Annotated in this window: 17 protein-coding genes; 8 read left to right on the top strand and 9 right to left on the bottom strand. The window is 65.6% G+C overall.

What is annotated here, in order from left to right; translation table 11 throughout:
- Nucleotides 1-20: 20 nt before the first annotated feature.
- The 5 genes from IP86_RS24605 to IP86_RS24585 form a co-directional block, all read right to left on the bottom strand.
- A complete protein-coding gene (locus IP86_RS24605; protein ID WP_054165073.1) occupies nucleotides 21-1199 on the bottom strand; it encodes an ABC transporter permease in 1179 nt (392 codons plus the stop codon).
- Nucleotides 1199-2308, bottom strand: coding sequence for a microcin C ABC transporter permease YejB (locus IP86_RS24600; protein ID WP_054165072.1), 1110 nt, complete (start codon nucleotides 2306-2308; stop codon nucleotides 1199-1201). Before IP86_RS24600 ends, IP86_RS24605 begins: the two co-directional genes overlap by 1 nt.
- Entirely contained in the window at nucleotides 2309-4186 is a 1878-nt protein-coding gene (locus IP86_RS24595; RefSeq protein WP_054165071.1) for an extracellular solute-binding protein, read from the bottom strand.
- A gap of 14 nt (nucleotides 4187-4200) precedes the next feature.
- Complete coding sequence (locus IP86_RS24590; RefSeq protein ID WP_054165070.1) at nucleotides 4201-6096, bottom strand: extracellular solute-binding protein; 1896 nt, start codon at nucleotides 6094-6096, stop codon at nucleotides 4201-4203.
- A 301-nt stretch (nucleotides 6097-6397) separates the two neighbouring features.
- The gene (locus tag IP86_RS24585; protein ID WP_054165069.1) at nucleotides 6398-6949 is read right to left on the bottom strand and encodes a c-type cytochrome; all 552 of its coding nucleotides are present in this window, start codon (nucleotides 6947-6949) and stop codon (nucleotides 6398-6400) included.
- 212 nt (nucleotides 6950-7161) lie between these two features.
- On the opposite strand from IP86_RS24585, the gene IP86_RS24580 reads away from it, so the two are divergent.
- Nucleotides 7162-7899, top strand: coding sequence for a 3-deoxy-manno-octulosonate cytidylyltransferase (locus IP86_RS24580; protein WP_054165068.1), 738 nt, complete (start codon nucleotides 7162-7164; stop codon nucleotides 7897-7899).
- 91 nt (nucleotides 7900-7990) lie between these two features.
- The gene (locus tag IP86_RS24575; protein WP_054165067.1) at nucleotides 7991-8845 is read left to right on the top strand and encodes a prephenate dehydratase; all 855 of its coding nucleotides are present in this window, start codon (nucleotides 7991-7993) and stop codon (nucleotides 8843-8845) included.
- Nucleotides 8846-8884: 39 nt separating this feature from the next.
- Here IP86_RS24575 and IP86_RS24570 read toward each other — a convergent pair whose 3' ends face one another.
- Nucleotides 8885-9511 carry a TetR/AcrR family transcriptional regulator gene (locus IP86_RS24570; protein WP_054165066.1) on the bottom strand — a complete coding sequence of 209 codons (627 nt, stop codon included), beginning with the start codon at nucleotides 9509-9511 and terminating at the stop codon, nucleotides 8885-8887.
- Between the two features lie 151 nt (nucleotides 9512-9662).
- Between IP86_RS24570 and IP86_RS24565 the strand changes: the two genes are divergently transcribed.
- From IP86_RS24565 to IP86_RS24555, 3 genes are all read left to right on the top strand, one after another.
- The gene (locus IP86_RS24565; protein ID WP_054165065.1) at nucleotides 9663-10823 is read left to right on the top strand and encodes an HlyD family secretion protein; all 1161 of its coding nucleotides are present in this window, start codon (nucleotides 9663-9665) and stop codon (nucleotides 10821-10823) included.
- Entirely contained in the window at nucleotides 10820-12352 is a 1533-nt protein-coding gene (locus tag IP86_RS24560) for a DHA2 family efflux MFS transporter permease subunit (protein ID WP_054165064.1), read from the top strand. Before IP86_RS24565 ends, IP86_RS24560 begins: the two co-directional genes overlap by 4 nt.
- A gap of 82 nt (nucleotides 12353-12434) precedes the next feature.
- Nucleotides 12435-13097 carry a siderophore-interacting protein gene (locus tag IP86_RS24555; protein WP_245290730.1) on the top strand — a complete coding sequence of 221 codons (663 nt, stop codon included), beginning with the start codon at nucleotides 12435-12437 and terminating at the stop codon, nucleotides 13095-13097.
- Between the two features lie 71 nt (nucleotides 13098-13168).
- Here IP86_RS24555 and IP86_RS24550 read toward each other — a convergent pair whose 3' ends face one another.
- Nucleotides 13169-14185 carry an LLM class flavin-dependent oxidoreductase gene (locus tag IP86_RS24550; protein WP_054165062.1) on the bottom strand — a complete coding sequence of 339 codons (1017 nt, stop codon included), beginning with the start codon at nucleotides 14183-14185 and terminating at the stop codon, nucleotides 13169-13171.
- 442 nt (nucleotides 14186-14627) lie between these two features.
- Here IP86_RS24550 and metF point away from each other — a divergent pair, with 442 nt between their 5' ends.
- The 3 genes from metF (at nucleotide 14628) to IP86_RS24535 (ending at nucleotide 19789) form a co-directional block, all read left to right on the top strand.
- On the top strand, nucleotides 14628-15518 hold the full coding sequence (metF, locus tag IP86_RS24545; RefSeq protein ID WP_054165061.1) for a methylenetetrahydrofolate reductase [NAD(P)H]: 891 nt from the start codon (nucleotides 14628-14630) through the stop codon (nucleotides 15516-15518).
- A gap of 3 nt (nucleotides 15519-15521) precedes the next feature.
- A complete protein-coding gene (gene metH / locus IP86_RS24540; RefSeq protein ID WP_054165060.1) occupies nucleotides 15522-19403 on the top strand; it encodes a methionine synthase in 3882 nt (1293 codons plus the stop codon).
- Between the two features lie 116 nt (nucleotides 19404-19519).
- Nucleotides 19520-19789 (top strand): hypothetical protein, encoded by a 270-nt coding sequence (locus tag IP86_RS24535; protein WP_054165059.1) that lies wholly within the window; start codon nucleotides 19520-19522, stop codon nucleotides 19787-19789.
- A 78-nt stretch (nucleotides 19790-19867) separates the two neighbouring features.
- Here IP86_RS24535 and IP86_RS24530 read toward each other — a convergent pair whose 3' ends face one another.
- On the bottom strand, nucleotides 19868-21922 hold the full coding sequence (locus IP86_RS24530) for a HAMP domain-containing methyl-accepting chemotaxis protein (protein ID WP_054165058.1): 2055 nt from the start codon (nucleotides 21920-21922) through the stop codon (nucleotides 19868-19870).
- A 41-nt stretch (nucleotides 21923-21963) separates the two neighbouring features.
- Nucleotides 21964-22740, bottom strand: a complete 777-nt coding sequence (locus tag IP86_RS24525; RefSeq protein ID WP_054165057.1) for a carbonic anhydrase — start codon at nucleotides 22738-22740, stop codon at nucleotides 21964-21966.
- Nucleotides 22741-23418 lie beyond the last annotated feature (678 nt).

The raw sequence follows: 23418 nt of genomic DNA, 5'->3' as shown, positions 1-23418 counted from the left end.
TCGCTCACCCTACCACACCTTCACCTGAACGTCTTGCGCGGGTCGAAGGCGTCGCGGACGGCTTCGCCGATGAAGATCAGCAGCGACAGCATGATGGCCACCGCGAAGAAGCCGGTGAAGCCGAGCCAGGGCGCCTGAACGTTGGCCTTGCCCTGCGCCAGCAGCTCGCCGAGCGACGGCGAGCCGGGCGGCAGGCCGAAGCCGAGGAAGTCGAGCGCCGTCAGCGTCATCACCGAGGACGACACGATGAACGGCAGGAACGTCATGGTCGCCACCATGGCGTTCGGCAACAGATGCCGCACCATGATCTTGGCGTTGGAAACGCCCAGCGCTCGCGCCGCGGTGATGTATTCGAAATTGCGGCCGCGCAAAAATTCGGCGCGCACCAGCCCGACCAGCGACACCCAACTGAACAGCAACAGGATGCCGAGCAGCACGAAGAAGCCGGGCACCAACACCGAGGACAGGATCAGCAGCAGGTACAGCGACGGGATCGCGGTCCAGACTTCGATGAAACGCTGGAAGCCGAGATCGACCCAGCCGCCAAAATAGCCCTGCACGCCGCCGGCCGCGATGCCGATGATCGACGACACGATGGTCAGGCTGAGGCCGAACAGCACCGAAATGCGGAAGCCGTAGATCAGCCGCGCGACGACGTCGCGGCCCTGATCGTCGGTGCCGAGCCAGTTGTATTCAAGATCGCGGCAGCCCTTCAGGCCCTTCTTCTCGACCACGGTCTTGCACTCTGCTTCGGTGAGCAGCCAGGTCGGCTTCGAGGGCGCCGGCGTCGGCAGGTCGAGATTGTGCGTGCCATAAGAATAGCGGATCGGCGCCCAGATGATGGTGCCGCCCTTGTCGGCGATCAGCTTCTGCAGGAAGGGATCGCGATAGTCGGCGGCGGTTTCGAAGTCGCCGCCGAACGTCGTCTCCGAATAGGTCACCACAGCCGGGAAGTAGAAGTGACCGTCGAACCGGATCAGCAGCGGGCGATCGTTGGCGATGAACTCGGCGAACAGCGAGACGCCGAACAGCACCAGGAAGATCCAGAACGACCAGTAGCCGCGACGGTTGGCTTTGAAGTTCTGCCAGCGGCGGCGATTGAGCGGCGACATCGCCAGCCTGTGCCGCGTCGGCGGCACGGCTTCGCCCATCGGGGCCTGCGTGGTGCTTTCGACCGGTTCGCGTGCGATCAGGGTCATCAGACTTCCCGCGCTTCGAAGTCGATCCGCGGATCGATCCACATATAGGTGAGATCCGAGGCCAGATTGACCACCAGTCCGACCAGCGAGAAGATGAATAGCGTCCCGAACACCACCGGGTAGTCGCGATTCAGCACGCTTTCGAAGCCGAGCAGGCCGAGCCCGTCCAGCGAGAAGATGGTCTCGATCAGCAGCGAGCCGGAGAAGAACGCGTGGATGAAGGCGCCGGGGAAGCCGGCGATCACGATCAGCATCGCGTTGCGGAAGATGTGGCCGTACAGCACCTGGGCTTCGCTGCAGCCCTTGGCGCGCGCCGTCATGACGTATTGCTTGCGGATCTCGTCGAGGAACGAGTTCTTGGTCAGCAGTGTCATGGTGGCGAAGGCGCCGAGCACCATCGAGGTCAGCGGCAGCGCCAGATGCCAGAAATAGTCGATGATTTTCCAATACCAGGGAAACTGGCTCCAGCCGTCCGACGTCAGCCCGCGTAGCGGGAACCAGGAGAAGAACGAGCCGCCGGCGAACAGGATGATCAGCAGGATCGCGAACAGGAAGCCCGGGATCGCGAAGCCGACGATGATGATCGCCGACGTCCAGGTGTCGAATTTCGAGCCGTCCTTCACCGCTTTGCGAATGCCGAGCGGGATCGAGATCAGATAGGTCAGCAGCGTCATCCAGATGCCGAGCGACATCGACACCGGCAGCTTCTCCTTGATCAACTGCAGCACGCTGACGTCGCGGAAGTAGCTCTTGCCGAAGTCGAACCGCGCGAAATTCCACAGCATGATGGCGAAGCGCTCGGGCGCCGGCTTGTCGAAGCCGAACTGCTTTTCCAGGCTCTTGACGAATTCCGGATCGAGCCCCTGCGCGCCGCGATACTTCGAATTCACCGCATCGGACGATGCGCCGGCCTGCGGCCGGCTGCCGAAGTCGCCACCCGACGAACCCGACACCCGCGACGCCGCGCCGGTGTCGGCGCCAGAGAGCTGCGCGATCACCCGCTCGACCGGGCCGCCCGGCGCGAACTGCACCACCACAAACGAAACGAAAAGAATGCCGAGCAGCGTCGGCACCATCAGCAGAATACGGCGGAGGATATAGGACGCCATCTACTTCGCCTCGCCCTTCGGGTCGCTTCGCTCGGCGGCGGGATTGCTCTTCGCCCACCACAGGTCGGGGGCATTGACGCCGGTGTATTTCGGCAGGTTTGGCGGATGGTCAAACACGTCCCAATAGGCCAGCCGGTGCGTCGACGAGTACCATTGCGGCACCCAATAGCGACCGACCCGGATCAGACGGTCGAGCACTCGCGCTGCGATCACCAGCTTGGCGCGGGTATCGGAGGCGATCACCATATCCATCATCGCATCGATCGCCGGGTCGGCGATGCCGGCGAGATTGTTCGAGCCCTTGGTGGCGGCGGACTGCGACGAGAAGAAGTTGCGTAGCGCATCGCCCGGCACGGTCGAGAAGCTGAAGCGCTCGATCGCCATGTCGAAGTCGAAGTCGTCGCGGCGCGCCCGCGCCTGCACCGGATCGACCAACCGCACCGTCGCCTCGATGCCGAGGGTGGCGAGGTTCTTCACGAACGGCATGTGGTGAGCCTGGAAGGCCGGCTCGTCGAGCAGGAACTCGATGTGGAACGGCTCGCCGCTCGGCGTCAGGCGTTTGCGATCCTTGATGATGAAGCCGGCCTCGGTAAGCAGTTGGCCGCCGCGGCGCAGCAGCGTGCGGTCCTGGCCGGAGCCGTCGGAGGCCGGCGGCACGAACGCCTCGCCGAACACCTCGTCCGGCACCTTGCCGCGGAACGGCTCGAGCAGCGCCAGCTCTTCGGGCGACGGCGGGCCGACCGCCATCATGTCGGAGTTCTGGAATGGCGACACTGTACGGGCGTAGGTGCCGTACATGATGGTCTTGTTGGTCCACTCGAAGTCGAACGCGCAGCCGATCGCCTCGCGGACCCGCGGATCCTTGAACTTGTCGCGCCGCGTGTTGATGAACCAACCCTGTGCGCCGGACGGCGTCTCGTCGGGCAGTTGCTCGCGCTTGACACGGCCGTCGCGGATCGCCGGGAAATCGTAACGCGTATGCCAGATCCGCGAGGTGAACTCCTCGCGATACAGATAGGACCTGCCGGAGAAGCCTTCGAATGCGACGTCGCGATCGCGATAGAACTCGTAGCGCACGGTATCGAAATTGTTGGCGCCGATGTTGACCGGCAGCTTCTCGCCCCACCAGCCTTTGACGCGTTCGAACGAGATGAAGCGGCCGGACTCCAGCGGCCCGACCTTGTAAGGGCCACTGCCGAGCGGCACGTCCATCGTCGATTCGTCAAACGGGTGTTTGGCGTAGTACGCCTCCGAGAAGATCGGCATCCCGGCGACGAACAAAGGCACGTCGCGCCCCCGTTTCGGCGCGAAGCTCACGACCAGCGTGGCGTCGTCGGTCGCCTCCGCCTTGATGAAGTCGCGCATCTGCTGAGTGATGATCGGGTGGCCCTTGGCCTTGAGGATGTTGAGCGAGAACGCCGCATCCTTGGCGGTCAGTTTGCTGCCGTCGTGAAACCGCGCCTCGGGCCGCATCGTGAACCGATAGGTCAGCCCGTCGGCCGAAATCGCCACGCTCGACGCCGCAAGGCCGTACATCGCATCCGGCTCGTCGCCGGCCCGTGCCATCAACGACACGAAGGTCAGGCCCATGCCCTGCGCGCCATCGCCCTTGAGGATGAAGGCGTTCAGTGAATTGAAGGTCTGAAACGACTGGTTGAAGGCACGGACCGACGGGATAGTCGAGAACACCCCGCCCTTCGGCGCGTTCGGATTGACGTAGTCGAAATGCTTGAAGTCCGCCGGATACTTCAGGTCGCCGAACGCCGACATGCCGTGCGCGACACTCTCGCCCTCTGCAGCGGTGGCGGGAGTGAGCTGCGTCGCCGCCAAAGCGCCGACGCCGATGACGAGAACTTCGCGGCGGCTCAGCTGCGCCATGCGGGGGCGCCTCCTCAAGTGCGCCGGCCGATCTTGGCGGCCTTCTCGGCGTCGTACCACCACAACGCCGGCAGGCCGGAGCGCGCGTATTTCGGCAGTTCGGCGCGGCTGAAGCGATCCCAGCGCGCGTAGCGCATGAAGCCGTAGGTGAACTGCGGCACGACGTAGAAATTCCACAGCAGCACGCGGTCGAGCGCGCGCGTCGCCGCCACCAGCGTGGCTCGGTCCTTGGCGAAGATCACCTTGTCGATCAGTGCGTCGACCGCCGGATTCTTGATGCCGATGGTGTTGCGCGAGCCTTGCTGATCGGCCGCCTGCGAGCCCCAATAGTCGCGCTGCTCGTTGCCGGGCGACAGCGACTGGCCCCACAGATCGGTGATGATGTCGAAGTCGAAGGCGCGGATGCGGTTCTGGTATTGCGCGTCGTCGGCCACGCGGATCGATACGGTGACGCCGAGCCGCTCCAGCGACGGCTTGTAGAACAGCGAGATCCGCTCCGACGACGGATCCTGCACCAGCATCTCGACCGTCACCGACTTGCCGGATGGATCGACCAGCTTGCGATCCTTGATGTCGAAGCCGGCTTCCTTCACCAGCCGCATCGCCTCGCGCAGATTGCCGCGCACCGCCTCGGGATTGCCACCCACCGGGTTGGTGTAGGGCTGCGTGAACAGCTCGGCCGGCACCTTGTCCCGCACCGTCTCGAGGATCGCGAGTTCGTCGCCCTGCGGCAGGCCGCTGGAGGCGAGCTCGGTGCCCTCGAAGTAGCTGGCGATGCGCTTGTACTGGCCGTAGAACAGCTGCTTGTTCATCTCCTCGAAATCGAACGCGTAGTTGAAGGCGCGCCGCACCCGGGGATCCTTGAACATCTCGCGGCGCAGATTGAGCACGAAGCCCTGCATCCGCCCGGAATCGTTGATCGGAAACTCCTCCTTCACCACGCGTTTGTCGGCGACGGCGGGGAAGTCGTAGGCGGTGGCCCACTGCTTGGCGGAGTTCTCCATGATCCAGTCGGCCTGGTCGGCCTTGAAGGCTTCGAGAGCGACGGTGTTGTCGCGGAAGAACTCGAAGCGCAGCTCGTCGAAATTGTTCTGACCGATCCGCACCGGCAGCTTCTCGCCCCAGTAGTCCTTGACCCGCTCCAGCACGATCGAGCGGCCAGCGACGAACTCCTTAATACGATACGGCGCCGAGCCTAGCGGCGGTTCCAGCGTAGTGGCGGAGACGTCGCGCTTGCGGCCCTGGGCGTCGGTACCTTCCCACCAGTGCTTCGGCAGCACCAGAAGCTCGCCGACGATGGTCGGCAGCTCGCGATTGCCCGGGCCGTCGAAGGTAAAACGGATGTCGCGCTCGCCGGTCTTCTCAGCCTTGACGACGTGTCGATAATAAGAAGCGTAACGAGGACTGAACTTCTTCAGGGTGTCGAACGAGTACACGACGTCGTCGGCTGTCACAGGTTTGCCATCGTGCCAACGGGCCTCCGCGCGGAGCCGATACACCACCCAGGAGAAGTCGTCCGGGTGCGCAGCCGACTCGGCCAGCAGGCCATATTCGGTGCCCACCTCGTCCTGCGACTGGGTCATCAGCGTCTCGTAGAGATAGCCCACCGCCGGCGCGATGTTGCCCTTCACGCCCGCGACCGTGAGGTTGAAATTGTCGAACGTGCCGAGCGAGATCTGCCGCGCCACCCCGCCTTTCGGCGCGTTCGGGTTGACGTAATCGAACCGCTTGAAGTCGGCCGGATATTTGATCTCGCCGAACAGTGACAATCCGTGCCGCCAGGTCAGTTGGTCCGCCGTTCCCTCTGCTGCGACAGGCACGCTCGCCAGCAGGCCGGAGCCGAGGCCGAGAACCGGAGTGGCGGCCGCCGCAGCGCCGGCCTGCAGAAGATGTCGTCGGGTCAAAGTCACGGTCTGGAGTTCCTGTTGGCGTCGGACGGGCACGATGAGGACTGATCCAGGCTGATCTCAGCACATGGTCTCAGGACTTGGTTCTTAAGATTTGGACATCAAGGATTGCACTCAAGCCGCAATATAAGGCGAGGATTCGGCCGATTATGCCGGATTTCCCAAAGGATAGCACCCCGCGGCCGAAGCCGTTGCGGCGAAACGTCCCGATCAGGACGGCGTGATCGCGCAAACGAAAACGGCCGGGAAAACCCGGCCGTTCGACAACATCAGCTGATCTGCGGGCCAGCCCCGGAGAGCGCCGCTATTTGGCGGCCGTCGGGATCGCCTCGGGCTTGTCCGAATTCTTGTTGAGATAGGCGATCAGGTCGGCCCGTTCCTTGTCGTTCGGGATGCCGGCGAAGCCCATCGCCGTGCCCGGAATGTAGCCCTTGGGGTTGGCGAGGAACTTGTTGAGCTCGTCGAAGGTCCACTCGCCCCCCTTGGCCTTCATCGCAGCCGAGAAGTTGAAGCCGCGGCCCTCGCCGCGCTTCTCGCCGACGATGCCGTACAGGTTCGGGCCGACGCGGTTGGGGCCGTCCTTCTCGAAGGTGTGGCAGGCGGCGCACTTCTTGGCGGCTCCCATGCCTTTTTCCACCGACGCGGTCTGCAGCAGCTTCTCGATCGGCTCGGCCGCCGCAGCAGGCGCCGCATCCTTGCCCGCAGCCGGCTCGGCTTCCTTCACCGCGATGGCGTAGCCCTGCTTCTCGACCTTGTCGGGAGTGAAGATGGCTTTGGCGGCGAAGTTCGACAGCAGCAACACCAGACAGGTCGCCAGGACCGCGCCGAGAATCTTGTTGAGTTCGAAAGAATCCATGGTTCGCTCGCGCTCCCGCCAGACCAAGTCTGAAATTGTTTCTTGTTGTCAGTCGCAACTGTTCTTTTCTTTGATGAGATATCGGTTTGCCCCTGCTCTGGCAACCCGTATAAGACCGGTCATCCGCGGCCTTCCACCAGCCTTGTACCGTTCCGGTAGCCGCCTTGGCCGGCCGGTTTTGCCATGAGGCGGGACCTGCGCCCGCGCCCCTGATGACCTCCTCCCCTACGCTCGTCCTGATTCCCGCCCGCATGGCCGCGACCCGGTTGCCCGGCAAGCCGCTGCTCGATATCGCCGGCGCGCCGATGATCGTCCACGTGCTGCGCCGCGCAACGGCGGCGGCTATCGGCCGGGTTGCGGTGGCGACCGACACCCCGGCGATCGCCGATGCCGTCCGGGAGCATGGCGGCGAGGTGGTGATGACGCGGCCGGATCACCCGTCGGGCTCGGACCGCATCCACGAAGCGCTGCAGACGCTCGATCCGAGCCGCAGCATCGAAACGGTGATCAATCTGCAGGGCGATTTTCCAACCATCCGGCCGGAACAGATCGGCGCCGTGCTGGCGCCGCTCGCCGATCCGGCTGTCGACATTGCGACGCTGGCGGCCGAAATCCACACCGAGGAAGAAGCCACCAACCCCAACGTCGTCAAGGTGATCGGCTCGCCGATCAGCCCGAACCGCTTGCGGGCGCTGTACTTCACCCGGGCCACCGCGCCTTACGGCGACGGCCCGCGCTACCATCACATCGGCCTCTACGCCTATCGCCGCGCGGCGCTGGAACGCTTCGTGTCGCTGCCGCCCTCCCCGCTCGAACAGCGCGAGAAGCTCGAGCAGCTCCGCGCTCTCGAAGCGGGAATGCGCATCGACGTCGGTATCGTCGACAGCGTGCCGCGCGGCGTCGACACCCCGGCCGATCTCGAAACCGCGCGACGGGTGCTGGGCGCCTGAGTCGATTGGCGGCTCGCCCGGCGGCCGCCCCCAATCCCTCTGGCGAAAAATGCTGCGGCTGCTAGAACGCCGGCCAGAAACCAGGACTGCCATGACCAAGACCATGAAAATCGCCTTCCAGGGCGAGCCCGGAGCGAATTCTCACATCGCGATCAGCGACGCCTATCCGACCGCCGAGGCGATGCCCTGCGCGACCTTCGAGGACGCGCTTTCGGCCATCAGCTCGGGCGAAGCCGATCTCGGCATGATCCCGATCGAGAATTCGGTCGCCGGCCGTGTCGCGGACATTCACCATCTGCTGCCGCAGTCCGGCCTGTTCATCGTCGGCGAGTGGTTTCTGCCGATCCGGCATCAGCTGGTCGCGGTGCCGGGCGCCAAGCTCGAGGATATCAAGACGGTCGAGAGCCACGTCCACGCGCTCGGCCAGTGCCGCCGCATCATCCGGAAGTTCGGGCTGAAGCCGATCGTCGCCGGCGACACGGCCGGCTCGGCGCGGATCATCGCCGAGCGCGGCGACAAGAGCTGCGCGGCGATTTCGTCGCGGCTGGCGGCGCAGATCTACGGCCTCGACATTCTGGCCGAAGACATCGAGGACGAGGCGCACAACACCACCCGCTTCGTCGTGCTGGCGCGTGAGCCGCGCTGGGCCGCGCAAGGCTCGGGACCGCTGGTGACGACGTTCGTGTTCCGGGTGCGCAACCTGCCGGCCGCGTTGTACAAGGCGCTCGGCGGCTTCGCTACCAACAGCGTCAACATGACCAAGCTGGAAAGCTACATGGTCGACGGCAATTTCTTCGCCACGCAGTTCTACGCCGACGTCGACGGCCACCCTGAAGATCGCAACCTCGCGTTCGCGCTGGACGAGCTGAAGTTCTTCTCCCGCGAATTCCGCATCGTCGGCGTCTATCCGGGCCATCCTTTCCGCGCGACATTTACGGAGCGGTGACGGCACGCCTCGGCGTTCGCGGCGAAATCGAGCGACCGATCACAGATCGATGATGTTCATCTGCTGCAGATAGCCGGACATCGCGGCGGTGACCCGCGCTTCCAGGGCTTGAGCGTCGGTCTCGCCGCGCTCGCCCGCGGCGTCGATCATACCCTTGACGATCGCGAACATGTCGTGGCTCGCCGTCCGCGCGGCTGCACCCCGACCCGCCCCATGCCGCGACAGCAATCGCCCGAGTGCCTTCGCGCCGACCTCTCCGAGGGCGCCGTTTTCGGCCTGTAACGGCAGCCTCGCCTCCTCGAAATCCAGCAGCCGAGCCAGCACAGGCCGCCGCAACTGATGTGCTACCGCCGCACTCACGAAGCGTTGCAGGCCTTCGACCAGTGAAGGCGCGTCGCCGACCTGTTCGAACGCGGCGCTGAGCGGCTCGGTCTCCCGGCGCAGCAGCGCCTTGGTAATCGCGTCCTTGTTTGGGAAGTACTGATATAGCGACCCGATGCTCACGCCGGCGCGCGCGGCGACATCGTTGGTATTGTACCCCCGAAATCCCTTGTCCTCCAGAATGCGAGCAGCGGCTTCCAGGATCGCCGCGACGGTTTCGGCGGATCGCGCCTGAGCCGGCGTTTTACGCGGCTCGATGTGGTTCTTCGAGGTTTTCCTGGCCATGGCGCAATGCGAGTAGCGTTTGTGAGCTTTCACTCATATTTTCGTATTCGCAATCGAAACGCAAGTGAAGTGTCCCGTCCCCCGCGCCGCACTGCCGACCCTCCGGTCCATGCCGGCCTGCGAACCGATGGACACGGATCGGAAGTATCACATGACCCCCACCACCTCGACCACGCCTCCAGATCCCCGAACCGCCCGCCGCAAGCGGCTCGCGTGGTTCGGCGTTCTGCTGGCATCGACCAGTGCCTCGGCAGCCGTTTGGGCTTACTTCTCCAATCCCGCGCTGCGCCACACCGACGACGCCTATGTGGGCGGCCAATCGGTGCAGATCACATCGGAGCTATCAGGAACCGTCGCGCGCATCCTCGCCGACAACACCGATCGAGTCTCGGCCGCCGACGTCCTGGTCGAACTCGACTCGACCGATGCGCGGATCGAACTCGCCAGTGCCAAAGCGGAACTCGCACAGGCGGTCCGCAGCGTCCGCGGCCTGTTTGCCAGCGACGCTCGCTATGATGCAGATGTCCGTCTGCGTCTTGCCGAATTCAACAAGGCCGAGGGCGACCTGCGCGTCCGGCAGACGCTGATCAGCACCGGCGCCGTCTCGCGTGAGAGCCTGCGGCATGCGAACGACGCGCTCAGCGCCGCACAGGCGGCGCTTGCCTCGGCGCAGCAGGCTCGTGCCCAGGCGCTGGCCCTCGTCAACAACTCCACGCTGGCATCCAACCCGCCAGTGCAGGTCGCGGCCGAGCGCGTCCGCGCGGCGGCGCTGGCGGTCGAGCGGACCAGGATCACCGCGCCGGTGTCCGGCATGGTCGCGCAACGCTCCATCCAGCTCGGACGGCGCGTAGGTCCCGGCGAGAAGTTGATGACCGTGGTCCCGCTCGACCGGCTGTGGATCGACGCCAACTTCAAGGAAGTGCAACTCCACGGCGTCTGCGTCGGCCAACCCGCCAAGGTGACCGCCGACATCTATGGCCGGTCCGTGACTTATCACGGCACGGTCCGGGGCATCGAAGCCGGCACCGGCGCTGCCTTTGCGCTGTTGCCGGCGCAGAACGCCACCGGCAACTGGATCAAAGTCGTCCAACGCGCGCCGGTGCGGATCGACCTCGATCCCTCCGAACTCATCGATCACCCGCTGCGGATCGGCATGTCGGCCGAGGTGGAAGTCGACACCGCGACGTGTGATTCCACGGCGACGCAAATCACCAGGCGGGTGGAAGCGTCCGCGATCCAAGACGTGCGGGCTGCGACCGCCGACGCCGTGGTCAGGCAAGTCATCGCCGACAACGTCGGAGCGGACCGATGACAGCCGCTGCGGCTAAGCAGCCGATCCTGCCGCTCGCGGGGGCTTCCCGCGCGCTGGCCGCCGTGACCTTCGGCCTTGCGTCCTTCATGGCGGTCGTCGACATCACCGTGGCTAATGTTTCGGTGCCGACGATTTCCGGCAATCTCGGCGTCAGTTCCGAAGAGGGCGAATGGACGATCACGTTCTTCGCCATCTCCAACGCGATCTGCATTCCTCTGACGGGCTGGCTCGGCCGGCGCTTCGGGCAGGCGCGGCTGTTCGCCGGCGCCGTCGCAGCGTTTACCCTCGCCTCGATCCTGTGCGGGCTGGCGCCGACGTTCGAAACGCTGCTGATCGCCCGCATTCTGCAGGGCGCCGTCGCGGGACCGATCGTGCCGCTGAGCCAGGCCCTTCTGGTCGCGGTCTTCCCACCCGAGAAGCGCACCTTCGCTGTGGCGATGTGGGCGATGACCAACATGGCCGGGCCGGTCGCAGGCCCAATGCTCGGCGGCTGGATCACGGACCAATTCTCCTGGCCCTGGATCTTCCTGATCAACGCACCGGTCGGCTTATTCGTGGTGATTTCGGCCGGCGCGCTGCTGCGCGGCAGGGACACGCCGACGGCCCGGATGCCTGTCGATGTCGTGGGCCTTATCCTGCTGGCGGCCGCGGTCGGCTGCCTTCAGGTCACGTTCGATCGCGGACGCACGCTCGATTGGTTTTCCTCGCCGCTGATTTGTACCACGGCGACCATCTCCGTGGTCGGGTTAGTATTGCTGGTGGTCTGGGAACTCGGCGAATCCCACCCGATCGTGGATCTGCGATTGTTCGAATTCCGCAGCTTCGCGATCGGCACGTTGAGCGTGGCGGTCGGCTTTGGTTTGTACTTCGCGGCACTCGTCCTTGTGCCGCTGTGGCTGCAGACCGGCCTCGGCTACAGTTCGACCTGGGCAGGCGTCGCGACCGCTCCGATGGGTGTCTGCGGGATCGTGCTGGCGCCGTTTCTCGGCCGCTGGGTCGCGGCGCACGGCCCGCGCATCTACGCCAGTGTCGCCTTCGCGGCCTGGGCGCTGGTGGCACTGTGGCGTTCGACCATGACGACCGGCGTGACGGTTACGGATGTCGCGCTGATCCATCTGGCGCAGGGTGTAGGCATCGCATTTTTCCTCACTCCGGTGGTGAGCCTGTCTCTCGCGGGACTGCCGCCCGACAAGGTCGCGTCCGCCTCCGGCCTGCAAACGGCGATCCGGATGATGGCCGGCAGTCTCGCCGCATCGATCGCGCAGACCTTCTGGGACGAACGCGCCCGCTTTCACCGCAACCATCTGGTCGACGCGATCGGCGCGCTCGGCGAACGTGCCGGCGCCGCGATCAACACGCTGCGTGGCCTCGGCCTGGGCGAACAGCAGTCATGGGCGGTGATCAACCAGCAGATCGACGTGCAGGCGCGAATGCTGGCGCTGAACGACTTCTTTTACGTCTCGGCTTTCGCCTTCGCTGCCGCACTCGGGATCATCTGGCTCGCGCGCGGACCTCAGCGTCCAACCTGAAGGTGCTCTCGTGCATACTCTCCGCAACAACAGAACGCTTCACCAAACCGAAGTAGTCGATATCATCGATGTCACACCCCGGATGCGGCGCATCACCATCGTCGGCGAGTCCCTGCCCTTGCTGGGCATTGGCCTGCCCGGCCAATGGATGAAGGTGTTCGTTCCCACACCCGGCGACGAACCACCCGCAGGCCGAGCCTACACGATCCGCCAGTTCGATCACGCGGCCGGGCAGATTGCCTTCGATGTCGTGCTGCACGGCGACGACGGGCCCGGCTCTCGCTGGGCTGGCCGCGCAAGGCGCGGCGATCGCCTCGACGTCGGCGGCCCACGAGCTGGGCACATGATCGATCGCAGCGCCGCAAGCTACATCCTGGCCGGCGATGCAACCGCGCTCCCGGCGATCGCCGCCATTCTCGAGGCGCTGCCGGACGGCTGCCAGGCCGCCGCCTTCCTTGAAGTCGCGGACAAAGCCGAGGAGCGCTATCTCACGCCTCGTCCCGATCAGACCATCACGTGGCTGCATTCCGGCACTTTTGTTCCGGGCACCACCGGACTGATCGAACGCGCCGTGAAGGCGGCTTCGCTCGAAACGGAAGACTGCCAGGTCTGGATTGCCGGCGAGTCGTCGATGATGCGGTCGATCCGAGCCCATCTGCTGCTGGATCGGCGTATCATCCATCCGGCGATCGAGTCAGCTGGCTATTGGAAGCTCGGCACTGCGGATCATCGCGAACGGGACTAGATTCGTCAGCTTGCGTGCGATCAGAATCCGATCGCACATGGAGCTATCGCTGACTCGATTGCCGAGGCGGGCTACGCCGCAGCCTGCTGCTGCTTGAAGGCTTCCGCCAGCAGTGTGTAGCTGCGCTTGCGGGCTTCGTGGTCGTAGATCGCGGTGATGACCATCACTTCGTCAGCCTGGCTGGCCTTGATCAGCGGCTGCAGCAATTGCACCACCCGCGACGGACTGCCGACGAACAGCCGCGCGCGGTTGCGGGCGATCGAGGCGCGGTCCGCGTCGGTGAGCGGGATTGCCTGCGCCTCTTCGACGCTGGGCAGCGGCACGTAGCGGCCGCGGTCGCGCAGCAGGCGACTGACGTCCATAGACAGCGCCAGCCGTTCGGCTTCCGCGTCGGTCTCGCCGACAACAGCCGCAACGGCGAGGATGCCGTGCGGCTTGGTGCGCCAGCGCGTCGGCTGAAAGCGGGCGCGATAGTGCGTCAGCGCTTCGACGGCGTCGTAGGAGGCGAAGTGGTGCGCGAAGGCGAAGCCCATGCCGACCTGAGCGGCGAGTTCCGAACTGTAGTCGCTGGAGCCGAGCAGCCAGATCGGTGGCAGCGGCACGTCGTTCGGCATCGCCATGACGTTGTTGTAGGGATGGCCGGCCGGGAAGCCACGAGTCTCCCATAGCGTCAATTCCTGCAGTCGCTCCAGGAAATCGTCGCCCTCGCGGATATCGAGCCGGCGCCGCAGGGCATGCATGGTCGCCTGGTCGGTGCCGGGCGCGCGGCCGATGCCGAGATCAATCCGGCCGGGAAACAGCGCCTCCAGCATCTTGAAGCGCTCGGCGACCATCAGCGGCGCATGGTTGGGCAGCATCACGCCGCCCGAGCCGACGCGGATGCGCTCGGTCACCGCCGCGATCTGCCCGATCATGATCTCGGGAGCCGGGCTCGCGACCGACGGCAGATTGTGATGTTCGGCAAGCCAATAGTGCCCGTAGCCGAGCCGATCCGCGTGGCGGGCCAGATCGATGGAATTGCGCAGCGCCGCCGCGGGCGGCGTGCCGGATGTGACGACCGAGAGGTCGAGAATGGAGAGCGGTAACATGTCGTTAAACTAGGGCGCGTGCAGACGCCGCGCAAAGGTACCCGGCTAAGAAATTCGCTGTAGGGAGAAAACGACCAGCGGGGTGGGCGGGATGATGAGATCGACGGCTCCGAAACTCACAGAGGCGTAGCCATGCCGGTCACGGCCGGCTTCGCACGTCAGTTTTTTCCTCGAAATGGCGCGGATAGCGCCTTTCTTGTCGAATTCTGGCCCACTTCTTACCGATTGAGCAGTAATATCGGGCCGATTTCTCGGCATGTTGGGCAAATTCCCACCTAGATTTCACCAAGTGTGGGCTGGCTCTCGCCCCGGGTTAGGCCTAGGTTTATGCGGCTATCGCAGTGCCGCATGAATACTGAGCCGGCGATGGGCTGGATCGTTGCGCCATGTGGGGCCGAGCCAAGACGCCGACTGACCCGACCGCCATCCTGGATGACGTGACATGACCGACCTGCTGCCGCAGCTGCCCGCGATCTCCTTCGAATTCTTCCCGCCGAAGAGCGAGGAAATGGAGCGCAATCTGTGGCAGGCGATCAGCCGGCTGGCGCCGCTCGCCCCGCGCTTCGTTTCGGTCACCTACGGTGCCGGCGGTTCGACGCGCGAACGCACGCATTCGACGATCGCCCGGATCCTGAACGAGACCAGTCTGACCCCGGCGGCCCACCTCACCTGCGTCGACGCACCTTGCGCCGATGTCGACGACGTGGTCGAGCGCTATTACGAGATCGGCGTCCGCCACATCGTGGCGCTGCGCGGCGATCCGTCGAGCGGGCTCGGCGGCGCCTACTGCCCGCACCCGCAGGGCTATCGCAGCTCGGCCGATCTGGTCGCGTCGATCAAGCGGCGGCACCCGGACATCGACGTCACGGTGTCGGCCTATCCGGAGAAGCACCCGGAGAGCAGCGGCTTCGACGCCGATCTCGACATGCTGCAGGCCAAGGTCGATGCCGGCGCCACCCGCGCCATCACCCAGTTCTTTTTCGACAACGATCTGTACTTCCGCTACCTCGACCGCGTCCGCGCCCGCGGCATCAATATTCCGATCGTGCCGGGCATTCTGCCGGTGCAGAACTTCAAGCAGGCATCGAGCTTCGCGACCCGCGCTGGCGCCAGCGTGCCGGACTGGCTGGCCAAGCAGTTCGAAGGCCTCGACGACGATCCCGACACCCGCAAGCTGGTGGCCGCGACCGTCGCGGCCGGCCAGGTGCACAAGCTCGCCAAGCACGGCGTCGATACCTTCCATTTCTACACGATGAACCGCGCCGACCTGGTATTCGCCATCAGCCACCTGCTCGGCCTGCGGCCGCAGGCGGCCGCTCAGAAAGCCGCGTAACTCATGACTCGACCGATCTCTCCGAAGCGGACCGAACTCACCGCGCTGGCGCGCGAACGCATCCTCGTGCTCGACGGCGCGATGGGGACGATGATCCAGGCGCGGCAGTTCGACGAGGCTGCATTCCGCGGCGAGCGGTTCAAGGATTTCCACCGCGATCTGCGCGGCAACAACGATCTGCTGATACTCACCCAGCCGCAGGCGATCGAAGACATTCACGCCGCGTATTTGCGCGCCGGCGCCGACATTGTCGCGACCAACACCTTCTCGTCGACCTCGATCGCGCAGGCCGATTACGACCTCTCCGAGATCGCCTACGAGATGAGCCGCGAAGGCGCCCGCCTCGCTCGTAACGCGGCGACGCGCGTGGAGGCCGAAGACGGCAAGCCGCGCTTCGTCGCGGGCGCGATCGGCCCGACCAACCGCACCGCTTCGATCTCGCCCGACGTCGCCAATCCCGGCTATCGCGCGGTGACCTTCGACGATCTGCGCATTGCGTATGGCGAGCAGATCAACGGCCTTCTGGACGGAGGCGCTGATCTGCTGCTGGTCGAGACCATCTTCGACACGCTCAACGCCAAGGCAGCGCTGTACGCCATCGCCGAGATCACCGAGGCGCGCGGCATCGACGTGCCGGTGATGATCTCCGGCACCATTACCGACAAATCCGGCCGCCTGCTGTCGGGCCAAATGCCCGAAGCGTTCTGGAATTCTGTGCGGCATGCCAAGCCGCTGACCATCGGCTTCAACTGCGCGCTCGGCGCCAAGGATCTGCGCGCGCATATCGCCGACATCGGCCGCGTCGCCGACACGCTGGTCTGCGCCTATCCCAACGCCGGCTTGCCCAATGAATTCGGCCAGTACGACGAGAGCCCGGAATACATGGCGTCGCTGGTCGGCGAATTCGCCGAAGCCGGCCTCGTCAACATCGTCGGCGGCTGCTGCGGCACCACGCCTGCCCACATCAAGGCGATCGCTGATGCGGTCGCTCCGCACAAGCCACGCGCGATCCCGACGATCGAACCGCGGCTGCGCTTGAGCGGTCTCGAACCTTTCGACCTGACCAAGGATATCCCGTTCGTCAACGTCGGCGAACGCACCAACGTCACCGGCTCGGCGAAATTCCGCAAGCTGATCACCGCCGGTGACTACGCCGCCGCGCTGCAGGTGGCGCGCGATCAGGTCGAGAACGGCGCGCAGATCATCGACGTCAACATGGACGAAGGGCTTCTGGATTCCGAAGCCGCGATGGTGACGTTCCTCAACCTCGTCGCCGCCGAGCCGGACATCGCCAAGGTGCCGGTGATGGTGGACTCCTCGAAGTTCAACGTCATCGAGGCCGGCCTGAAGTGCCTGCAGGGCAAGCCGGTGGTCAACTCGATCTCGCTCAAGGAAGGCGAGGACAAGTTCATCCACGAGGCCAACATCGCGCGGCGCCACGGCGCCGCCGTCGTGGTGATGGCGTTCGACGAGACCGGGCAGGCAGATACTTACGCGCGCAAGACCGAAATTTGTAAGCGCGCCTACGACATCCTGGTCGAGCGCGTCGGCTTCCCGCCCGAAGACATCATCTTCGATCCGAACATCTTTGCGATCGCGACAGGTCTGGAAGAACATAACAATTACGGCGTCGACTTCATCGAGGCGACGCTCTGGATCCGCCAGAATCTTCCGCACGCGCACGTCTCGGGCGGCGTCTCCAACCTCTCCTTCTCGTTCCGCGGCAACGAGCCGGTGCGCGAGGCGATGCACTCGGTGTTCCTGTATCACGCCATCAAGGCCGGCATGGACATGGGCATCGTCAATGCCGGGCAGATGATCGTGTACGACGATATCGATCCCGAGCTGCGCCAGGTGTGCGAGGACGTCATCCTCAACCGCGATCCCGGCGCCTCGGAGCGGCTGCTGGCGCTCGCCGAGAAGTATCGCGGCCAGGGCAAGGTCGCCAAGGAGCAGGACCTCGCCTGGCGCTCGTGGCCGGTGGAGCAGCGGCTCAGCCATGCACTGGTGCACGGCATCACCGAATATATCGAGACCGACACCGAGGAAGCGCGCGCCAAGGCGGAGCGTCCGCTGCACGTGATCGAAGGCCCGCTGATGGCCGGCATGAACGTGGTCGGCGACCTGTTCGGCGACGGCAAGATGTTTCTGCCGCAGGTGGTGAAGTCGGCCCGCGTGATGAAGCAGGCGGTCGCCTATCTGATGCCGTTCATGGAGGAGGAGAAGGCGCGCAATCTGGCCGCCGGCACCGACACCGGCGAACGCGCCACTGCCGGCAAGATCGTGCTCGCCACCGTCAAGGGCGACGTCCACGACATCGGCAAGAACATCGTCGGCATCGTGCTCCAGTGCAACAATTTCGAGGTGATCGACCTCGGCGTGATGGTGCCAGCCGCGAAGATCATCGAGACCGCCAAGGCCGAGAACGCCGACATCGTCGGCCTGTCGGGCCTGATCACGCCGTCGCTCGACGAGATGAGCTTCCTCGCCGGCGAACTGCAGCGCAACGGCATGGACGTGCCGCTGCTGATCGGCGGCGCCACCACCAGCCGCGTCCACACCGCGGTGAAGATCGACCCGGCCTACCCGGCCGGCAGCGTGGTGCACGTCAACGACGCCAGCCGCGCCGTCGGTGTCGCCTCCTCGCTGCTGTCGCGCGAGCGCGGCCCGAGCTACGCGGCCGAGATCCGCGCCGACTACGCCAAGATCACCGCGGCGCATCACCGCGCCCAGGCCGACAAGAAACGGCTGTCACTCGCCGCCGCCCGCGCCAACGCTGTGAAGATCGACTGGAGTGCGCACCAGCCGGCGAAGCCGTCGTTCCTCGGCGTGCGCCGCTTCGCCAACTATCCGCTGGCGGAGTTGGTCGACTACATCGACTGGACGCCGTTCTTCCAGAGCTGGGAGCTCGCCGGGCGCTTCCCCGCGATCCTCGACGACGCCAAGGTCGGCGAAGCAGCGCGCGCGCTCTATGCCGACGCCCGCAAGATGCTCGACCGCATCGTCGCCGAGAACTGGTTCACCGCCAAGGCGGTGATCGGGTTCTGGCCGGTGAATGCGGTCGGCGACGACATCATCATCTACGCCGACGACGAGCGCGATGCCTCGATCGGCGCGCTGCACACGCTGCGCCAGCAGCTCGAGAAGCGCGAGGGCCGGGCCAATGCGGCGCTGGCCGATTTCATCGCGCCGCGGGGCGTGCCGGACTATATCGGCGGCTTCGTCGTCACCGCCGGGATCGGCGAGGACGTCGTCGCCGACAAGTTCAAGAACGACGGCGACGACTACTCGTCGATCCTGGTCAAGGCGCTGGCCGACCGCCTCGCCGAAGCCTTCGCCGAGCGGATGCACGCCCGCGTCCGCCGCGAATTCTGGGGCTACGCAGCCGACGAAGCGCTGTCGGCCGAGGAGCTGATCCTTGAGAAGTATCAGGGCATTCGGCCGGCGCCCGGCTATCCGGCGCAGCCCGACCACACCGAGAAGGCGACGCTGTTCCGTCTGCTCGACGCTGAAGTGAATGCCGGCGTGACGCTGACCGAGAGCTACGCGATGTGGCCGGGCTCGTCGGTGTCCGGCCTGTATTTCAGCCACCCGGACAGCTATTACTTCGGCGTCGGCAAGATCGAGCGCGACCAGGTCGAGGACTACGCGCGGCGCAAGGGCTGGGCGACGTCCGAGGCCGAGCGCTGGCTCGCCCCGGTGCTGAACTACATCCCCGACCGCGCGCCGGACGCCCCGCGCAATGCCGAGCCGATGCCGCCGCTCGCGCCGATCGGCGAAGCGTTGCCGACCGCGGAGGAGGTCAGCGACCTGCCGGCGCATCCGCCCGGCTGCAACTGTGCGGTGCACTTGGCGTGGCGTAAGAAAGCGGTGGGGGCGAAGTAAGTCTCCGCCAGCGCCGCAAGTCCGACGCGAGAAAGGCTCCGAACGCCTGCTGTTCCCTAGGAACGATGCCGCGCGCGACACGTTGGTGCGTCAGGAAACCTAGGGAGCCTCGTCTCATGATCAAGTCACTCACCGCCGGCCTGTGTCTCGTCGCGTTCACCGGTTCGCTCGCTTTCGCGCAGCCGAGCCAGAGCCAGGGCGCGGGCAGTTCCGGGACCGGCGGCACCTCCGACACCACGATGCAGAACGGAACCATGTCGGGCAAAACCACGGGCGCCGGGTCGGCGACGTCGGGCAGCATGGCCAAGCCGGGCGACGCCAAGCACAACAACGGCATGAAGAAAAACAGCGGCACCGGCGCGGCCGGTGGTAGCATGTCGAAGTAAGTCGTTCCGCGACCGACTTCAACCTAGCGCCGCGTCCCTTCAGGGCGCGGCGTTTCTGTCGGTGCTAGCGCACGTTCCTCAGGCGGCCCGCACCGTAGCGAGGAAGCTGGAGACCTGCTGTTTCAGCATCGTGCTGTCGCGGGACAACGACTGCGCCGCGCCGAGCACCTGGCCGGACGCGGATCCCGTTTCGGTGGCGCCGCGCTGGACCTCCACGATGTTCTCCGACACTTCCTGGGTTCCGATCGCGGCCTGCTGAATGTTGCGCGAGATCTCCTGAGTCGCGGCGCCCTGCTGTTCTACCGCCGCCGCAATGGTCGAGGCGATCTCCGACATCTTGGAGATCGTCCCGCCGATCTGCCGGATCGCCGTCACCGACTGATCGGTCGCGGACTGAATGCCGCTGATCTGCGCGCTGATCTCGCCGGTCGCTTTCGCGGTCTGTTCGGCCAGCGCCTTCACCTCCGCCGCCACCACCGCAAACCCGCGCCCCGCCTCGCCGGCGCGCGCCGCCTCGATCGTGGCGTTGAGCGCCAGCAGATTGGTCTGGCCGGCGATCTGATTGATCAGCTCGACGACGTCGCCGATCCGCGACGCTGCGGCGGAGAGTTCGCCGACCTGGGCGTTGGTGCTCTGCGCCTGCGACACCGCCTCGTCGGCGATCCGCGCGGACTCCTGCACCTGACGGCTGATTTCGTTGACCGACGAGGCCATCTCCTCGGTCGCCGACGCCACCGACGAGACGTTGGTCGAGGCTTCTTCGGAAGCCGCCGCGACCGCGGTGGTGACCTGCTGGGTGCGCTCCGCCGTCGCGGTGAGGGTCGTCGCCGACGCCTCGAGTTCGGTCGAGGCCGACGACACCGTCTGCACGATCTCGCCCACCGCGCCTTCGAACTGATCGGCGAGCTGGATCATCTCCTGCTTGCGCAGCGCGGCCAGCCGGCGATCCTCGGCGGCCTTGGCGTCCGCTTCCGCGCGCGCCTTCTCCTCGGCCTTGACCTTGAACAGCTCGACCGCCTGCGCCATGTCGCCGACCTCGTCGCCGCGCCCAAGCCCCGGCAGCACGACCTGGAAATTGCCGTCCGCCAGTTCACGCATGCCGGCGCACAAGCCGATCACCGGACGGGCGATCGCGCGTCCGATCAGCCAGGCGAGCGCCAGGCCGAGCACCAGCGCGCCGATCGCCAGGATCGCAACCAAGCGCTCGGTGGATACGATCAGTTCGGCGGTCTCGTGCTCGATCTGCTTCTCCTCGGCCATGCCGGATGCCTTGATGGCGTCGGCATCGGCGGTGATGGCCTGTGCCAGCTTGGTCATCTCGCCGTTGCTGAGCAGCTCGATCTCGTGCGCGTTGTGCGCCGCCTGATGATAGGTGTCGGCGTATTTGTCGACATTGGCGTTGACCTCGGCGAACACCTTGCGGACCTCGTCGTTGACGATCGACGCCGAGAACGCCGCCATCGCCACCTTTAGCGCGGCCAGCGCGCGTTCGGCGCCGTCGGCGGCGCTTTGTTCGTGGCGGCCGAGCAGCTTGTTGACGTTGAGGCGAACCAGCAGCAACTGCTTTAGCGCTTCGCCCGCCAGCACCATGTTGTTGGAGTTGCCGGAGCGGCTCACCGACAGCGCCTGCATCTCCTCGATCTCCGCCCGCGATGCCAGGCCGAGCGGATCGAGCGTCTCGCGGACCAGCCTGTCCTGCTTCTGCCGCAGCGCGATCAGTCTGTCGAACTGATCGCCGTAGAGCTTGAAGGCGTCGCCGAGTTCGACGAACTTCTTGTGACGCTCGGGATTCTTGGTCTCGGCCACCGCACGTCCTATCAGTTCGGCCAGCACGGGCTGCCGCCGCTTGGCCTCCTGCATCGGAGCCGCCTCACCCGTCAGCGCGTATTCGCGCACCAGCCGCCGATAGCCGACGAAGCCACGATCGACCTCGCGGGCCATGCCGACCACGGCGACGCGCTGATTGAACGTATCGAAGCCGGCCTTGACCTCGCTGAGGCCGCGATACGACACCACTGCCAGCACGGCGGTCAGCGCCAGGATCGAGGCGAAGCCGAGCATGATCTTGGTGTTGATCCGCCGGTTGTTGAAGAAGCCGAACAGGCTGATCGGCGCGTGGGCTTGAGACGACATCTGGAATCCTCTGCGATCAGGAGACGGCACGATCGATGCGATCAGGAGGCGTCGATCAGGAAACGTCGGTTGCGGCGCTGCACTGGCCGGGCGTTGTTGGGGAACAGCGCGGCGCAGCGCTGGATCTGCGCCGGCGACAGCTCGATCGGCTCCTTGAACACGGTCCAGGTCAGCCCTTCGGAGCACGGCGGCGTCGTCAGCGAGCCCATGTAGCGGAAGTAACCGCCGCTCCTCGGCAGCGCCGCCGCCGGATCGATCGAGCCCGCCGCCCGCACCTCCGCGCCGGCCGTCGCCGGCAGCTGGTCGAACAGCGCTTTCAGCGCGGCGTTCTCGCCGCCGGGCCGGATCAGCACGCCGGTCACCGCAAGCGCGCCACTGGCTGATTTGTGCACGAAGTGGCACTCCATCTCGAAGCGCTTGCCACCCAACAGATGCTCGCTCGGATGGTGGAAGTGAAACTGCAGCAGTTCGTAGCGGACGCCGTCCACCACGCAGGCCGAGCCGGGATCGGCATTGACCTGGATGGTGTGGCCGTTGTTGACGACGCGCAGCGGCATCGGCTTGTAGTCGTGGTGCGCGATGCCCGGCTCGCCTTTGATGCCGGCGGTCAGATCGATCGGCGTCTGCTCGCTGCCGAGCTGGCAGACCTTGTAGTCGGCCTGCAGGTCGCCCCATTTGTCCGGAGCGCCGTCGCCGTCGTAGCCCCAATGCGCCGCGCCGCCGCCGTGGCCGACGCCCTCCGCGAAGCTCGCGCCCGCCGCCGCGCAGCAGGCGCAGGCGACAAATCCTCTCAGAACCGACCTTCGATCAACCGACATGCATCCCTCGTTTCCGCGCCGCCCACGTGCGCGGCTGGCGCTGGGCAACTTCGCCGTTTGTAGATTTCCGAACAAACGCTGCTCAACGCGTAGACCTACGAAGTCGCGTTCGGCGTTGCCCCTCTCGTTCAGCGCCGTTGCGCAACCTGGACGAAAACCGCCGGGATATTCCGCCGAACTTAATGCCCTGACGCCGGCGCTCTCACCCGCACCCACGCCATCGACTCCTACCGCCGCATGACTCCGCTAGTTGTCCGAGTTCGGGACTAATAATGTGTTAGTTCGGTTCCCGAACTCGCCACCTGCATCACAACCTCGCAATGATACGAGTCCGGCGACTTGCGCGACGCAGGTCTGGGTTCGTTCGCTACAAGGATCCGGAACGATGAGCGAGAGGTTTCCGCTCGAGGTGGCCGTCGCCCCGAGCACCGCGCGCTCCCTCTCCCGCCTGCGGGAGAGGTCTGTGGCGAGGGCACCCCACACCGTGAGGCTGCAATGATGTGGTCCCTCGAAGTCTCGGAGTCATCGCTCCGGCCGACGATCGTCGGTGACGTGCTGCCACACAACTCACCGTCATCACCCGCGAAAGCGGGTGATCCAGTATCGCAGAGCGCTTGCGGCAATGCTGATGCCGAGCAACGAATGCTCTGGGATACTGGGTCGCCCGCCTGCGCGGGC

The organism is Rhodopseudomonas sp. AAP120, assembly GCF_001295845.1.
Taxonomy (GTDB): Bacteria; Pseudomonadota; Alphaproteobacteria; order Rhizobiales; family Xanthobacteraceae; genus Rhodopseudomonas.
This window is presented reverse-complemented; position numbering and strand designations above follow the sequence as displayed.

What these genes read in the sequence shown, in the direction of transcription:
- IP86_RS24560 (WP_054165064.1), top strand. Translation starts at nt 10,820, where the DNA reads ATGACAGCCGCTGCGGCTAAGCAGCCGATCCTGCCGCTCGCGGGGGCT.
- IP86_RS24570 (WP_054165066.1), bottom strand. Translation starts at nt 9,511, where the DNA reads ATGGCCAGGAAAACCTCGAAGAACCACATCGAGCCGCGTAAAACGCCG.
- IP86_RS24525 (WP_054165057.1), bottom strand. Translation starts at nt 22,740, where the DNA reads ATGTCGGTTGATCGAAGGTCGGTTCTGAGAGGATTTGTCGCCTGCGCC.
- IP86_RS24535 (WP_054165059.1), top strand. Translation starts at nt 19,520, where the DNA reads ATGATCAAGTCACTCACCGCCGGCCTGTGTCTCGTCGCGTTCACCGGT.
- IP86_RS24550 (WP_054165062.1), bottom strand. Translation starts at nt 14,185, where the DNA reads ATGTTACCGCTCTCCATTCTCGACCTCTCGGTCGTCACATCCGGCACG.
- metF (WP_054165061.1), top strand. Translation starts at nt 14,628, where the DNA reads ATGACCGACCTGCTGCCGCAGCTGCCCGCGATCTCCTTCGAATTCTTC.
- IP86_RS24600 (WP_054165072.1), bottom strand. Translation starts at nt 2,308, where the DNA reads ATGGCGTCCTATATCCTCCGCCGTATTCTGCTGATGGTGCCGACGCTG.
- metH (WP_054165060.1), top strand. Translation starts at nt 15,522, where the DNA reads ATGACTCGACCGATCTCTCCGAAGCGGACCGAACTCACCGCGCTGGCG.
- IP86_RS24605 (WP_054165073.1), bottom strand. Translation starts at nt 1,199, where the DNA reads ATGACCCTGATCGCACGCGAACCGGTCGAAAGCACCACGCAGGCCCCG.
- IP86_RS24585 (WP_054165069.1), bottom strand. Translation starts at nt 6,949, where the DNA reads ATGGATTCTTTCGAACTCAACAAGATTCTCGGCGCGGTCCTGGCGACC.
- IP86_RS24555 (WP_245290730.1), top strand. Translation starts at nt 12,435, where the DNA reads ATGCGGCGCATCACCATCGTCGGCGAGTCCCTGCCCTTGCTGGGCATT.
- IP86_RS24580 (WP_054165068.1), top strand. Translation starts at nt 7,162, where the DNA reads ATGACCTCCTCCCCTACGCTCGTCCTGATTCCCGCCCGCATGGCCGCG.
- IP86_RS24595 (WP_054165071.1), bottom strand. Translation starts at nt 4,186, where the DNA reads ATGGCGCAGCTGAGCCGCCGCGAAGTTCTCGTCATCGGCGTCGGCGCT.
- IP86_RS24565 (WP_054165065.1), top strand. Translation starts at nt 9,663, where the DNA reads ATGACCCCCACCACCTCGACCACGCCTCCAGATCCCCGAACCGCCCGC.
- IP86_RS24530 (WP_054165058.1), bottom strand. Translation starts at nt 21,922, where the DNA reads ATGTCGTCTCAAGCCCACGCGCCGATCAGCCTGTTCGGCTTCTTCAAC.
- IP86_RS24575 (WP_054165067.1), top strand. Translation starts at nt 7,991, where the DNA reads ATGACCAAGACCATGAAAATCGCCTTCCAGGGCGAGCCCGGAGCGAAT.